Consider the following 13,318-nt stretch of genomic DNA (forward strand, 5'->3'; position numbering starts at 1 on the left):
CGGCCCCACGCCTTTCTTCCATCAACGCGGGAGTCCTCCATGACGAATCTTCAAGCCGCATCTTCGCCGCCGCTCTTGGGGCGGCGCGCGCTGGACCTGCGCAGACTGCGCGAGCGCTACGGCGTGGTCCTCGCGCTGGTTGCACTGTGCGCCGCGCTGGCGCTGGCCAACCCCCATTTCATGACCTGGGGCAACTGGGCCGACATCCTGCGCCAGACCTCCATCAACGGGATCCTGGCCATCGGCATGACGTGCGTGGTGCTGACGGCGGGCATCGACCTGTCGGTGGGCGCCATCCTGGCGCTGGCCGGCATGGTCGGCGCCTGGCTGGCGGCCGATGGCCAGGGGCTGGCGGTGAGCGTGGGCGCCGGGCTGGGCGTGGGCATGCTGCTGGGCGGCGTCAACGGCCTGCTGGTGGCCTGGTTCGCGGTGCCGCCCTTCGTGGCCACGCTGGGCATGCTCAGTGCGGCGCGCGGCCTGACCTACATCTACAACGACGGCATGCCGGTGTCCGAGCTGCCCGACGGCTTTCTTGCCATCGGCGCCGGCCAGCTGGGCCCCGTGCCCATGCCCATCGTGATCTTTGCCGTTGCCGTCGCGGTGTTCGCCTTCGTGCTGCGCTACACCGTGTATGGCCGCTACATCTACGCCGTGGGCGGCAACCTGCGCAGCGCCAAGACCAGCGGCATCAACACCCGCGCCATCGTGCTGCTGGTCTATGTGGTCAGCGGCCTGCTCGCGGGGCTGGCCGGCATTTTGCTGGCGTCGCGCACCACGGCGGCGCTGCCGCAGGCCGGCGTGTCCTACGAGCTGGACGCCATCGCGGCCGTGGTGATCGGCGGCGCCAGCCTGTCGGGCGGCACGGGCAGCCTGGGCGGCACGGTCGTCGGCGCCCTGCTCATCGGCGTGATCAACAACGGGCTGAACCTGCTGGGCGTGTCCTCGTACTACCAGCAGCTGATCAAGGGCGTGATCATCGTCGGCGCCGTGCTGCTCGACAGTTCGCGCCGCAGGGCATGAAGCGCTGCGCCCACGTCCTGTCCACCATCTGCAACCCGGGAGAGTTCCATGCAAAACACCCTGCCTGATGCCGCCGATACGAACATGCTGGCCGTGGTCTGCCACGGCCCCAGGGATTACCGGCTCGAACGCGTCGCGCGTCCGCAGGCCGGGCCGCGCGAGCTGGTCATCCGCGTGGCTTCCTGCGGCATTTGCGCGGGCGACTGCAAATGCTGGGCCGGCGCGCCGCGCTTCTGGGGAGATCCGGAAAAAGGCCGCCCCGCCTATGTGCGCCCGCCGGTGATCGCGGGCCACGAGTTCTGGGGCCATGTGGTGCAGGTGGGCGAGGGTGCCCAGGAGCACCACGGCGTGCAGCTGGGTGACCGGGTGATCGCCGAGCAGATCGTGCCCTGCCATGCCTGCCGCTATTGCAGGACCGGCTTTCGCTGGATGTGCGAGGTGCACGATGTCTACGGCTTCCAGGGCCAGGTGGCCGATGGCGGCATGGCCGAGTACATGCGCCTGTCCGCCCGCGCCGTGGTGCACCGGATTCCCGAGAGCGTGGCCTTCGAGGATGCGGCCATCACCGAGCCGCTGTCCTGCGCCATCCATGCCGTCAACCGCGGCGACATCCAGCTCGACGATGTGGTGGTCATCGCCGGCGCGGGCACGCTGGGCCTGCTCATGGCCCAGGTGGCGCGCCTGAAGACGCCGCGCCGGCTGGTGGTCATGGACCTGTCGGACCAGCGCCTGGCGCTGGCACGCCGCTGCGGCGCCGACGTGACCATCAACCCCGCGCGCGAGGATGCCCGCGCCATCGTGCACGCACTGACCGACGGCTATGGCTGCGATGTGTACATAGAGACCACGGGCGCGCCCTCGGGCGTGACGCAGGGGCTGGACCTGGTGCGCAAGCTCGGCCGCTTCGTGGAGTTCAGCGTCTTCGGGCGCGAGACCACGGTGGACTGGTCCATCATCGGCGAGGAAAAGGAGCTGGACCTGCGCGGCGCCCACCTCAGCGCCCATTGCTACCCCATCGCCATCGACCTGCTGGCGCGCGGCCTGGTCACCTCCGAGGGCATCGTCACCCACCGCTATGCGCTGTCGGAGTGGGAGAGCGCCATCCGGGTGGCCGATTCCATGGACTCGGTCAAGGTCCTGCTGCTGCCCCACGCTGGCGAGGCCCGGTGAGCGGCGCTACACTGCGCGCCTTTCCCGGCACCCTTGGAGGCACCCTTGACTGAAAGCGACCTGACGCGACTGGCGACCCTGTACTACGTCGATGGATGCACGCAGGACCAACTGTCCAAGGAGTTCGGCATCTCGCGCGCCACCGTCGGGCGGCTGCTGCGCCGCGCGCAGGAAGAGGGCATCGTCGAGATCCGCGTGCGGCCGCATTCGCTGGTGTCCGCCGACCTGGAGCGGCAGCTGACCGAGCGCTTTCACATCAAGCGCGCACTGATCGCGGTGGACCACAAGGATGCCGACCGGCAGCGCGAACTGCTGGCAGGCCTGGTGGCCAGCGAGCTGGAGCGCATCCTGGTCGACGGCTCCATCGTGGCCGTGGGCATGGGGCGCAACGTGTCCTCGGTCTCCGAGCACGCCCTGTCCGCCACACGGCGGGAGTGCCACTTCGTCAGCGCCATCGGCGGCTCCTACCGTGGCGGGGAGGCGATGAACGCCGACCACATCGCGCGCCGCCTGGCCGCGCGTTTTGGCGGCAAGTCCGAATCGCTCTATGCGCCGGCCCTGGTGGGCGATCCGCAACTGCGCAAGGCGCTGCTGGACAACGACACCGTCAGGCACACCCTGGACAAGGCGCGCCGCGCCGACATCGCCCTCATCGGCGTGGGCGATGTCAGCGTGGACAGCAACATGGCCCGCATGGGCTGGTTTTCCGCGCAGGAGATCTCGGACGCCCGCCGCGCGGGCACGGTGGGCGACATGATGGGCTACGACTTCATCGACATCCACGGCCAGCCGGCCGCAACCCCCATGCAGGACCGCGTCATCGGCCTGAGCCGCGAGGACCTGCTGCGCATACCCAACGTCATCGCCGTGGCGGCCGAATCCAGCAAGGTCACGGCCATCCTGGGCGCCCTGCGCACCGGCGCCATCGACACCCTTGCCACCACCACGGCCAACGCGGCGGCCGTGCTGCAGCTGGACGATGTCATGGGGACGACGCGCTGACGCAGCGGGGGAGGCGCGGCTCTTGGGCGGCGCGCCTAGTTCGACGCGCGGCGGTAGAAGGCCAGCGAGCCTGCCAGCGCCAGCAGCATGCCGCCGCACAGGCGGTCCAGCCACATCACGGCCCGCCCGCGCAGCAGCCGCGCGGCGCGTGATCCGGCGAAGGCATAGGCCAGCATCACCAGGAAATCGATGAGCGCGAACACCAGCGCAATGGCGATGTACTGCGGCGCCTGGGCGGCCGCCGGGTCGATGAACTGGGGCAGCAGGGCCGAGCAGAACAGGTAGCCCTTGGGATTGGTCACGGCGACCAGGAACGATTTGAACAGCACGGTGCGGGCGCTGTAGCCGTCGGCGCCTGCCTCTGCCTTGCCGTCACCCTGGGGTGCCGACAGCGATCCGCCCTGGCTGCGCAGCATGCGCAGGCCCAGCCAGGCCAGGTAGGCCGCTCCCGCCCACTTGACCACCGAGAACCAGAACTCCGAGGCCGCCAGCAGCGCGCCCAGGCCCAGCGCGACAGCGCCGACCAGCACGAAGTCCGACAGCACGGCGCCCAGCATGCCCGGCAGGGCGCGGCGCACGCCGTGGCGCGAGCCATTGGCCAGGGCCAGCAGCACGGTGGGACCGGGGGTGATGATCGCGATCAGCGCGACCAGGGAGAAGACGAGCAGGGTGGCGAGGGTCATGTCGGCGAAGGCTCATGCGGTTGGCAACAGCCTGCCACTGTGCCAGCTTTGCCTGCCGTGCGCAGCCCCTGCCGACCCGGGGCAGGGCACACGGGGCGGGCAGGCGTCAGTCGCTGCCCACGCCGCCGGCGGCAAAGACCGGGCCGTGCGTGCCGGGCACCCAGCCCGGGTAGGTTTCCATCACTTCGGCGAACAGGGCCGAGTCGATCCAGCGCTGCAGCCAGGCCTGCAGGTGCGGCCAGGGCTGCTCGTTCCATTGCGACTCGTCGATGCGCGCGTACTGGCGCACGAAGGGGCGCAGCGCCATGTCGGCCAGGCTGGGGTTCTGGCCGAACAGGTAGCCGGTGGCCTCCAGCTGGTCGTCCAGCTCGGCCAGCCAGGTCAGGGCATCGGCCTGGGCGTGGTTGACCTCTTCGGCCGTATAGCGCTCGGGGTACTTGCAGCGGTCCAGGGCGTGCTTGAAAAAGCCGTCGTTGCGCTCGATCAGCGCCAGCATGTCCGGCAGCGAGCCGCTGGTCGGTGCCAGCCAGCCATCCGGGTCATTGGCGCGCAGCGCGTGCAGCATGACATCCAGGCTCTGCTCGATCACGCGGCCGTCCTCCAGCACCAGCACGGGCACCGTGCCCTTGGGCGATGCATCGAGCAGCGCCTGCGGCTTGTTGCGCAGGTTGATTTCGCGCAGCTCGCAGGCCAGGCCGGCATGGGCCAGCGCCAGGCGGGCGCGGATGGCGTAGGGGCAGCGGCGAAACGAGTAGAGAACCGGCAGGGTCTGGGTCATGGAACGGGGCTAGGGGCCAAAAGCGGCAGATGATAGCGCCGGGGCCAAAGTCGGGCGGCCTGCGGGTCTTGCCGCGGGCGTCCGTGGCTATTGCAGCTGCGCCAGCAGCCATTGCCTGAAGGTCTTGAGCGCCGCGCTGGGTGCGCGCGAGCGCAGGTGGGTCAGCCAGTAGGCGCCCGTGTCCACCTCCTGCTCGAAGGGGCGCACCAGCCGGCCCTGCTGCAGCAGGTGCTGGAACATGCGCGCCGGCAGCAGGGCCACGCCTGCGCCCTGGGCGGCCGCCTCGGCCAGCGTCAGCGAGGAGTCGAACATGGCCCCGCGCGCCAGCGGCGCGCTCTGGTCCAGCGTGGCAAACCAGCTCTCCCACTCCTGCAGGCGGTACGAGCGCAGCAGCGTCTGCCCGGCCAGGTCGGCCGGCTGGCGCAGGCGCTGGGCCAGGGCCGGGGTGCACATGGGCGTCAGCGGCGCGCGCAGCAGCAGCTCGGCGCGCGTGCCCTGCCAGGCGCCGTCGCCGAAGCGCACGGCCGCATCCAGCCCTTCGCCGGCCAGGTCCACGCGGTTGTTGTGCGTGAGCAGTCGCAGGTCGATGTAGGGGTGCTGCTGCTGGAACTGGCCCAGCCTGGGAATCAGCCAACCGATGGCGAAGGTGCCGACCACGCCCACGGTGAGGACCTCGCGCGGGCGCGGTTCGGCCACCTGCTGCAGCGAATGCTCTATGCGCGCAAAGCTCTCGGCCACGGCAGGCCACAGCGCATGGCCCTCGTCGGTCAGCGCCAGGCCGCGCGGCAGGCGCCGGAACAGCGGCTTGCCCAGGCGCTCCTCCAGGTTGCGGATGTGCTGGCTGACGGCGGCCTGGGTCACGCACAGCTCGTCGGCCGCCCGCGTCAGGTTGAGATGGCGCGCGGCCGCATCGAACATGCGCAGGGCATTGAGGGGCAGTTGCATGGTGGAGCCAATAGTTTTTCTAAGGGATGCTGCCAATTATTCACGCTGGTCGCAGATTGGGCGCGGCGCTATCGTTGCGGTTGTCGATCTGCAACTGAAAAGGAAAAACAATGCAAAGACGCGATTTTCTGATGACAGGCGGCGCGGCCGCCTGGATGGCGGCCGGGCTGGCAGGCTGCGCCCTGCCATCAAAAAAACAGGGGGCTGCCGACCAGGCCTTCAGGACGGAGCTGGCGCGCATCGAGAAAAGTGTGGGCGGCCGGCTCGGCGTGGCCGTGCTGGAGGTGGAGTCGGGCGCCAGCGTGGACCACCGCGGCGATGAGCGCTTTGTCATGTGCAGCACCTTCAAGCTGCTGCTGGCCGCCCAGGTGCTGGACCGCGTGCAGCAGGGCGATGAGCGCCTGTCGCGCCGCGTGCACTACGCCAGCTCCCGGCTGGTTCCCTACTCGCCGGCCAGCGGCCCGCGTGCCGGCGATGGCGGCGGCATGACCATCTCCGAGCTGTGCGAGGCCGCCGTGGTGCTCAGCGACAACACGGCCGCCAACCTGCTGCTGGACGCCAGCGGCGGCCCGCAGGCGCTGACGCAGTGGCTGCGCGCCAGCGGCGACGAGACCACGCGCCTGGACCGCATGGAGCCCGAGCTCAACGAAGGCCTGCCCGGCGACGAGCGCGACACCACCACGCCCCTGGCCATGGTGCAAAGCATGCAGCGCCTGCTGCTGGGATCGGTGCTGGACGGCCATGGCCGCGCCCTGCTGCAGCAGTGGCTGGTGGCCAGCCGCACGGGCGACAAGCGCCTGCGCGCGGGTATGCCGGCCGGCTGGCGCGTGGGTGGAAAGACGGGCACCGGCGATCGCGGCACGGCCAACGATGCCGTCATCGCCTGGCCCACACCGCAAAGCGCACCGCTGCTGGTGACCGGCTACCTCACCGAATGCCCGGCCGACGCGCCACAGCGCGATGCGGCGCTGGCAGCGGCCGGCAAGGCGGCCGCACGCTGGCAGGCAGCGGTGCAAGGCTGAGTTGCGCCACCATGTCGCTTGATTTGGGCGATTTCAGAAAATTGGCGCGGCCTGAAGACGAGAGACACCGAGGAAGGGCCTGGGCCGGCCGCGCCGCCCCCGCACCGAGGGTGTCGCCGGCCGCCCGTATGCCCCCCTCGTGAGGGGGAAGGCGCACAGCGCCTCAGGGGGTTACAACTTCTTGACCAGGACCTGACTTTTGCGGTCCCAGTTGTACTTGGCCTTGCGCGCCTCGGGCAGCCAGTCGGGGTCCACGGGCTGGAAGCCGCGCTTGATGAACCAGTGCATGGTGCGCGTGGTCAGCACGAACAGGCTGTCCAGGCCCTGGGCCTTGGCGCGCTGCTCTATGCGCTTGAGCAGCTTCTCGCCATCGCCCGTGCCCTGGCTCTTGGGCGAGACGGTGACGGCCGCCATCTCGGCCGTCCTGGCGCTGGGATAGGGGTAGAGCGCGGCGCAGCCGAAGATCACGCCATCGTGTTCGATGATGGTGTAGTGGGCGATGTCGCGCTCGATCTCGGTGCGGCTGCGCTTGACCAGGGTGCCGTCCTTCTCGAAGGGCTCGATCAGCTGGATGATGCCGGCCACGTCGTCGGGCGTGGCCTCGCGCAGCTCTTCCAGCTTCTCGTCGATGATCATGGTGCCGATGCCGTCGTGCACATAGATCTCCAGCAGCAGCGCGCCATCGATCGCAAAGGGCAGGATGTGGCTGCGCTCCACGCCGTGCTCGCAGGCATGCACGCAGTGCTGCAGGTAAAAGCCCGTGTCCGTGGGCTGCTCGGGCGTGGGCAGCTCGGCCAGCATGCGGCGGGCCGTGGCCAGCGGCAGCTCGGTGTCGATGGGGTTGGTCTCGTCGGCCGGGCCCGTGGGGTCCATGCGGATGCCCGGCACCTCGGTCATGAAGATCAGCTTGTCGGCCTTCAGCTCGATGGCCACGCGCGTGGCCACCTCTTCCATGCTCAGGTTGAAGGCCTCGCCGGTGGGCGAGAAGCCGAAGGGCGACATCAGCACCATGGCATCCATGTCCAGGGCGCTGCGGATGCCGCTCACATCGACCTTGCGCACCAGGCCCGAATGCTTGAAATCCACGCCGTCCACGATGCCCACGGGCCGCGCCGTGAGGAAGTTGCCCGAGATCACCCGCACCCGCGCACCGGCCATGGGCGTGTTGGGCAGGCCCTGGCTGAAGGCGGCCTCGATCTCGTAGCGCAGCTGGCCAGCGGCTTCCTGGGCGCAGTCCAGCGCCACGGAGTCGGTGATGCGCACGCCGCGCGAGTACTGGGCCTCATGGCCCTTGGCGGCAAGCTGCTCGTTGACCTGGGGACGGAAGCCATGGACCAGCACGATCTTCACGCCCATGGCCTGGATCATGGCCAGGTCCTGGACGATGGAGCTGAGCTTGCCCGATGCGATGGCCTCGCCCGTCAGTCCCACCACAAAGGTCTGGTGTCGGAACTTGTGGATATAGGGAGCCACGGACCGGAACCAGGGGACGAAGGTGAAGTTGAAGACGGTGGACATGGTGGTCAGTCGGGGCATCGGGCCGATGCCGGGCAGAAAAAAAAGGCCTGCGGACAGGTCCGCCAGGACATGCTCGCGCAGGCAGGCGCAAGTGTAGCGGCATGGCGCGGCACCTGCGCGCAGAAATGGGATGGAACGCCAGGCAAATCGACCCTGCTGCACAGTGCCGGGGGCACAAGGCACAGGACCTTGTCCGACGGTAGCCCGCCTGCAAGCCCGTGTAAGCTTCGCCACCATCGGTGAACCACGCAAGGCGCCCCCATTCATGCCATTGAGCGCTTCCATGTTTTTTCCGTTGCTTGCGCGGCCCGCGCGCCTTGTGCCGTGGCTGGCGGCGCTGGGCATGGTCGCAGGGGCAGCCCAGGCGGCAGGGGAGGCTCCGGCCTCCCAGGCTGCCGCCGCGATGAGCTTCGTGCAGGCCCGCCAGGCGCTGCTGCAAGGCTCCGACCAACTGGCCGCCTCGGCCAAGGCCGTGGAAAGCGCGCGGCTCAGACGCCAGGGTACGCAGGGGCTGGGCGGGCCTTCCGTGGCCATCACGGGCCTGGGCTACCGCTACTCGGCCAATGCCGACATCGATCTCGATCCTGCGCGGCGCACCCTGGACGGCGTCCTCGGCCAGCTGCCGCCCTCGGTGGGGCCGGCCATTCCCTCGCTGCCGCAACTGCCCACCTCCTATGCCTTGCAGCGCAAGAGCACGAATGCCTCGGCCAGCCTGTCCCTGGTCTGGCCGCTGTACCTGGGCGGCCTGTCCGATGCGGTGCGCAGTGGCCTGGACGCTGCCACCGACGAAGCCCTGGCCGATGCGGCCAGCAGCAGCCACGCCCTGCATTCGCTGCTGGTGCAGCGCTACTTCGGCGCCCAGCTGGCCGAGCGGGCCGCACGGCTGCGCGAGCGTGCGCTTGAGGGCGTGCGCGTGCATGACGCGGCCGCGCAAAGCATGCTCAAGGCGGGCGTGATCTCCCGGCTGGAGCGCCTGCAGGCCCGTGCCGCGCTGGCCGACGCCGAGCAGCAGGCGCGCAAATCGCGCGACGACGCAGACCTGGCCGCAGCGGCGCTGGCGCGCACGGTCAAGGCGCAGCGGCAGGTGCTGCCCAGTACGCCGCTGTTCGTCAGCAGCCGGCCTTTGCCGCCGCTGGACGGCTTTGTCGCCGCGGCCCAGTCGCACCATCCGGGTCTGGACAAGGTCCAGGCCAAGAAGCGCCAGGCCGAGTCCCTGCACGATGCCCAGGAGGCGCTGCGCCGGCCGCAGCTGCTGGCCTTCGGTTCGCGCGAGGTCAACACCAGCGGCAAGCCCAACTGGGTGGCAGGCGTGGCCGTGCGCTGGACGCTGTGGGACAGCATCGACCGCGATGCGCTGGCCGCCTCCTCGCAGCGCAAGATCGAGCAGGCCGAGCTGACCCAAGCCCAGGCGCTCAGCGACATCGCGCTGCTGGTCGAGAAGAACTGGCTGGGCGTGGAGCAGGCACGCCGCCAGTACCAGGCCCAGCAGGCCCAGGAGGATCTTGCGCGCGAGCTGCTGCGGCTGCGCGAGGCCGGCCTGCGGGAAGGCACCAGCACCACGCTGGACCTGATCGATGCCAGCCTCAATCTCGCCAAGGTCCAGACCCAGCGTGCCGAACTGGCCAACCAGTATGTGCAGGCCCTGGCCGCACTGCTGGAGAGCACGGGCCAGAGCGAGGAATTCGACCGATTCATGGCCCAGGCCGACATACAGATCCCACCCGACGCACCATGAGCACAGCCACGCCCGACCATCCCCGCAGCGCCCCCGAAACACCCGGCCCCGCGCCCGTGCCGCCGGGGCGCAGGCGCCCCTGGCTGGCCCTGGCCATCGTGCTGGCCGTGCTGCTGCTTGTGGCCTGGGGCTTTTGGCGTGCGGCGCAGCCCGCCCCCCTGTATTTCCAGGGCCAGATGGAGGCACGCGAGACCGACATCGCGCCCAAGGTCACGGCGCGCATCGCCAAGGTGCGGGTCACCGAAGGCCAGAAGATCCAGCCCGGCGATCTGCTGGTGGAGATGGACAGCCCCGAGGTGCGCGCCAAGCTGGCCCAGGCCGAGGCCGCGCGCGATGCCGCCCAGGCCCAGGCCGACAAGGCGCAGGCCGGCGCCCGCCCGCAGGAAGTGCAGATGGCGCGCCTGAACTGGCAGCGCGCCCAGACGGCCGCCGACCTGGCCCAGACCTCGCTGCGCCGCGTGCAAAGCCTCTTCGACCAGGGACTGGTTGCGGCCCAGAAACGCGATGAAGCCGATGCCAACTGGCGCGCCTCGCGCGACCAGGCGCTGGCCGCGCGCGCGCAGTATGAAATGGCGGCTTCGGGCGCGCGCCAGGAGGATCGCAGCGCTGCCCAGGCCCAGGCACGCCAGGTGCAGGGCGTGGTCGCCGAGGTGGAGGCCGCGCGTGCCGAGACCGAGCTGCGCAGCCCCGTGGGCGGCGAGGTGGTCCAGGTGCTGGCCCGCCAGGGCGAGCTGTCCCCGCAGGGCGTGGCCGTGGTCACCGTGGTGGACCTGGCCGACCAGTGGGTGGTGCTCAATGTGCGCGAGGACCAGCTTGCACGCTTTGCCCAGGGCAGCCGTTTCACCGGCCGCCTGCCGGGCCTGGACAACCGCGAGGCCGGCTTCGAGGTCTACTACCTGGGTGTGCTGCCCGACTTCGCCACCTGGCGCGCCACGCGCGCCGGCCAAGGCTTCGATGCGCGCACCTTCGAGGTCCGCGCGCGGCCGCAGCAGCCCATTGCAGGCGCGCGGCCCGGCATGAGCGTGGTCGTGGAAGGCGGCCGTTGAGCGGCCGGCGGCAGTGAGCGCGAACCCGCCCACGGCCTTTGCCGCCAGCCTGCGGCGCGAATGGCGTCTGCTGCGCGGACGGCCCTGGGACCTGGCCATGGTCAGCTGGGTGCCGCTGCTGGCGCTGCTGCTCATGGTCTGGATCTTCTCGGCAGGCCTGGTCCAGCGCCTGCCCGTCGCCGTCTGGGACCAGGACCACAGCGCCCTGTCGCGCCAACTGGTGCGCATGCTGGACGCCACGCCGGGCCTGGCCGTGCAGTCGCAGGCGCTCAATGCCTCGGAGGCGCAATGGGCGCTGCAGTCCATGAATGCCTACGCCGTGGTGCAGATCCCGCCCGGCTTTGCGCGCGACATCAAGCGGGGCCAGGGGGCCGACGTGGTGCTCATGCACAACGCCCAGCTGGCCACGCATTCCAGCCTGATCCAGCGCGACCTGCGCCAGGTGGTGGGAACGCTGTCGGCCGGCGTGGAAATGCAGGCCCGTGCCAAGCGCGGCGACCCGGCCCAGGCGCTGCGCGTGCGCATGGAGCCCATACGCACCAACCTGGTGTCGCTGTTCAACATCTCCACCAATTACGAACAGTTCCTGGCGGCGGCGCTGATTCCCGCGCTGCTGCACATCCTGGGCATGACGGCCGGCGCCTGGTCCGTGGGGCGCGAGCTGCGCGACCGCACGCTGGGCCAGTGGATGGCCGAGGCTGCGGGCCCGGCAAAGCCCGGCTGGAGCGCCATTGCGGGCGCCTTGGCAGGCAAGCTGGCGCTGTCCTGGGCCAGCCTGGGCCTGGGCGGTACGCTGGCCATGCTGTGGCTCACGGCCGGACGGGGCTGGCATCCGGGGCAGGGCGCTGCCAGCCTGGCCTGGGTGGCGCTGGCCCTGCTGCTGCTGATCGCCGTGAGCCTGGCGGCGGGGGCGCTGCTGGCGGCGCTCACGCTGTCGCTGCGCACGGCGCTTTCGGGGGCGGGCCTGCTGTCGGCGCCGGCCTTTGCGTTCAGCGGCGTGGGCTTTCCGCTGCTGGCCATGCCGGATTCGGCGCGTGCCTGGGCCCTGTCCATGCCCTATACCCACTATGCGCGGCTGCAGATAGAGCAGTTGCAGATGGGCGCGCCCATCGTGCAGAGCCTGCCCGTGGTGGCCGGGCTATTGCTGGCCGCGCTGGTGTTGCTGCTGCTGGCCACGGCAGGCCTGGCGCGCGGCCTTTCCCGCCCCGACAAATGGGGAGGGCGCTGAGATGGCCAGGGGCTTTGCGCATGACTTCCTCAACGCCCTGCGTGCCGTGTTCGGCGACGTGGGCGTGCTCATGCTGCTGGTGGGCGCGCCCGTGCTCTACGGCTTCTTCTATCCCTGGTTCTATGGGCAGGAGGTGGTGCAGCGCGTGCCCGTGGCCGTGGTGCAGCACGACGGCAGCGGGCTGGCACGCCAGATGATGCGCTTTGCCCAGGCCAGCCCGCGCATCGAAGTCGCTCTGGTCACGGGCGACGAGGCCCAGGCGCAGCAGGCCCTGCTGGATGGCCGCGTCATGGGCTACGCGCTGCTGCCGCGCGACCTCAAGCGCCGCGTGGTGCGCAGCGAAGAGGCCGTGGTCCCCGTCTATGCCAACGGTGCCTACCCGCTGGCCGCCAAGCAGGTGCAGTACGGCTTTGCCGAAGCCTTCGGCACGGTCTCGGCAGGCGTGGAGCTGCGGCGGCTGACGGCCGGCGGACAGAGCGCACTGCAGGCCCAGGCCAGCCGCTCGCCCGTCAACCTGCAGATGCAGGCCCTGTTCAATCCGACGGAAGGCTACGGCAGCTTCGTCGTCGCCGCCGTGGCCATCATCATCCTGCAGCAGACGCTGCTCATGGGCGGCGCGCTGCTGGTGGGAACCTGGCGCGAGCAGGGATTGGACCGGGCGCCGGCACGCACCTGGCTGGCGCGGCTGCTGGCGCTGTGCACGCTGGGCTGGCTCTCGGGCCTGTACTACTTCGGCTGGATCTTCGTCTGGCACGACTATCCACGCGGCGGCAATCCCTGGGGCGCGCTGGCACTGCTGGCCGTCTTCGTCCCGGCCGTGGCGGGAGCGGCGGCGCTGCTGGGCTGGTGGCTGGCCAACCGTGAGCGCGCCATGCAGGTGGTGCTGTTCACCTCCATCCCGCTGGCCTTCGTCGGCGGCTTCAGCTGGCCGGCCGAGGCCCTGCCGCAACTGCTGCAGGCGCTGCGCTGGCTGTCGCCAAGCACTGCCGCCATCCAGGCCTCGCTGCGACTGAACCAGGCCGGCGCCCCGCTGGAGGCGGCGCTATGGCATCTGTCCGTGCTGCTGGCCCTGGCGCTGCTGGGCTGGGTGGCCGTGCTCTGGCTGGGCAGCCGCCGTGCAGACCTGCCCGGGGATGGCCGCAAGTAGACCGATGCTGCGTCCAGCACAGGT

At 70.3% G+C, this 13,318-nt stretch carries 12 protein-coding genes; 8 read left to right on the plus strand and 4 right to left on the minus strand.

Annotation, left to right across the window (positions count from 1 at the left end):
• The first annotated feature begins 39 nt into the window (after positions 1-39).
• From ACRSCF_RS10775 to ACRSCF_RS10785, 3 genes are read left to right on the plus strand one after another with little or no spacing between them, the layout of a single operon-like run.
• Positions 40-1,020, plus strand: a complete 981-nt coding sequence (locus ACRSCF_RS10775) for an ABC transporter permease (protein ID WP_432675738.1) — start codon at positions 40-42, stop codon at positions 1,018-1,020.
• Between the two features lie 48 nt (positions 1,021-1,068).
• Positions 1,069-2,190 carry an erythritol/L-threitol dehydrogenase gene (locus ACRSCF_RS10780; protein WP_012206378.1) on the plus strand — a complete coding sequence of 374 codons (1,122 nt, stop codon included), beginning with the start codon at positions 1,069-1,071 and terminating at the stop codon, positions 2,188-2,190.
• 45 nt (positions 2,191-2,235) lie between these two features.
• Positions 2,236-3,192, plus strand: coding sequence for a sugar-binding transcriptional regulator (locus ACRSCF_RS10785; protein WP_012206377.1), 957 nt, complete (start codon positions 2,236-2,238; stop codon positions 3,190-3,192).
• Between the two features lie 35 nt (positions 3,193-3,227).
• On the opposite strand, the gene ACRSCF_RS10790 is transcribed toward ACRSCF_RS10785, so the two are convergent.
• From ACRSCF_RS10790 to ACRSCF_RS10800, 3 genes are all read right to left on the minus strand, one after another.
• Positions 3,228-3,875, minus strand: coding sequence for a LysE family translocator (locus ACRSCF_RS10790; RefSeq protein WP_013801705.1), 648 nt, complete (start codon positions 3,873-3,875; stop codon positions 3,228-3,230).
• A 106-nt stretch (positions 3,876-3,981) separates the two neighbouring features.
• Positions 3,982-4,653 carry a glutathione S-transferase gene (locus ACRSCF_RS10795; RefSeq protein ID WP_034367428.1) on the minus strand — a complete coding sequence of 224 codons (672 nt, stop codon included), beginning with the start codon at positions 4,651-4,653 and terminating at the stop codon, positions 3,982-3,984.
• 87 nt (positions 4,654-4,740) lie between these two features.
• Positions 4,741-5,598 (minus strand): LysR family transcriptional regulator, encoded by an 858-nt coding sequence (locus ACRSCF_RS10800; protein ID WP_012206374.1) that lies wholly within the window; start codon positions 5,596-5,598, stop codon positions 4,741-4,743.
• Positions 5,599-5,708: 110 nt separating this feature from the next.
• Here ACRSCF_RS10800 and bla point away from each other — a divergent pair, with 110 nt between their 5' ends.
• Complete coding sequence (gene bla, locus ACRSCF_RS10805; RefSeq protein ID WP_034367430.1) at positions 5,709-6,620, plus strand: class A beta-lactamase; 912 nt, start codon at positions 5,709-5,711, stop codon at positions 6,618-6,620.
• Positions 6,621-6,791: 171 nt separating this feature from the next.
• Here the strand turns inward: bla and argA are convergent, their stop codons facing one another.
• On the minus strand, positions 6,792-8,138 hold the full coding sequence (gene argA / locus ACRSCF_RS10810) for an amino-acid N-acetyltransferase (RefSeq protein WP_012206372.1): 1,347 nt from the start codon (positions 8,136-8,138) through the stop codon (positions 6,792-6,794).
• A gap of 283 nt (positions 8,139-8,421) precedes the next feature.
• Between argA and ACRSCF_RS10815 the strand changes: the two genes are divergently transcribed.
• From ACRSCF_RS10815 to ACRSCF_RS10830, 4 genes are read left to right on the plus strand one after another with little or no spacing between them, the layout of a single operon-like run.
• Positions 8,422-9,873: a TolC family protein gene (locus tag ACRSCF_RS10815; protein ID WP_016448247.1), complete on the plus strand. Its 1,452-nt coding sequence runs from the start codon at positions 8,422-8,424 to the stop codon at positions 9,871-9,873.
• Complete coding sequence (locus ACRSCF_RS10820; protein WP_034367432.1) at positions 9,870-10,919, plus strand: HlyD family secretion protein; 1,050 nt, start codon at positions 9,870-9,872, stop codon at positions 10,917-10,919. Before ACRSCF_RS10815 ends, ACRSCF_RS10820 begins: the two co-directional genes overlap by 4 nt.
• 13 nt (positions 10,920-10,932) lie before the next feature.
• On the plus strand, positions 10,933-12,147 hold the full coding sequence (locus tag ACRSCF_RS10825; RefSeq protein ID WP_017406195.1) for an ABC transporter permease: 1,215 nt from the start codon (positions 10,933-10,935) through the stop codon (positions 12,145-12,147).
• A gap of 1 nt (position 12,148) precedes the next feature.
• Positions 12,149-13,294 carry an ABC transporter permease gene (locus ACRSCF_RS10830; protein ID WP_244388022.1) on the plus strand — a complete coding sequence of 382 codons (1,146 nt, stop codon included), beginning with the start codon at positions 12,149-12,151 and terminating at the stop codon, positions 13,292-13,294.
• Positions 13,295-13,318: the final 24 nt, after the last annotated feature.

This window comes from Delftia sp. 11MD (assembly GCF_050907895.1).
Lineage (GTDB): Bacteria > Pseudomonadota > Gammaproteobacteria > Burkholderiales > Burkholderiaceae_C > Comamonas > Comamonas tsuruhatensis.

Coding starts and splice junctions, on each gene's coding strand:
- ACRSCF_RS10775 (WP_432675738.1), top strand. CDS start 40: ATGACGAATCTTCAAGCCGCATCTTCGCCGCCGCTCTTGGGGCGGCGC.
- ACRSCF_RS10780 (WP_012206378.1), top strand. CDS start 1,069: ATGCAAAACACCCTGCCTGATGCCGCCGATACGAACATGCTGGCCGTG.
- ACRSCF_RS10790 (WP_013801705.1), bottom strand. CDS start 3,875: ATGACCCTCGCCACCCTGCTCGTCTTCTCCCTGGTCGCGCTGATCGCG.
- ACRSCF_RS10795 (WP_034367428.1), bottom strand. CDS start 4,653: ATGACCCAGACCCTGCCGGTTCTCTACTCGTTTCGCCGCTGCCCCTAC.
- ACRSCF_RS10800 (WP_012206374.1), bottom strand. CDS start 5,598: ATGCAACTGCCCCTCAATGCCCTGCGCATGTTCGATGCGGCCGCGCGC.
- bla (WP_034367430.1), top strand. CDS start 5,709: ATGCAAAGACGCGATTTTCTGATGACAGGCGGCGCGGCCGCCTGGATG.
- argA (WP_012206372.1), bottom strand. CDS start 8,138: ATGTCCACCGTCTTCAACTTCACCTTCGTCCCCTGGTTCCGGTCCGTG.
- ACRSCF_RS10815 (WP_016448247.1), top strand. CDS start 8,422: ATGTTTTTTCCGTTGCTTGCGCGGCCCGCGCGCCTTGTGCCGTGGCTG.
- ACRSCF_RS10820 (WP_034367432.1), top strand. CDS start 9,870: ATGAGCACAGCCACGCCCGACCATCCCCGCAGCGCCCCCGAAACACCC.
- ACRSCF_RS10830 (WP_244388022.1), top strand. CDS start 12,149: ATGGCCAGGGGCTTTGCGCATGACTTCCTCAACGCCCTGCGTGCCGTG.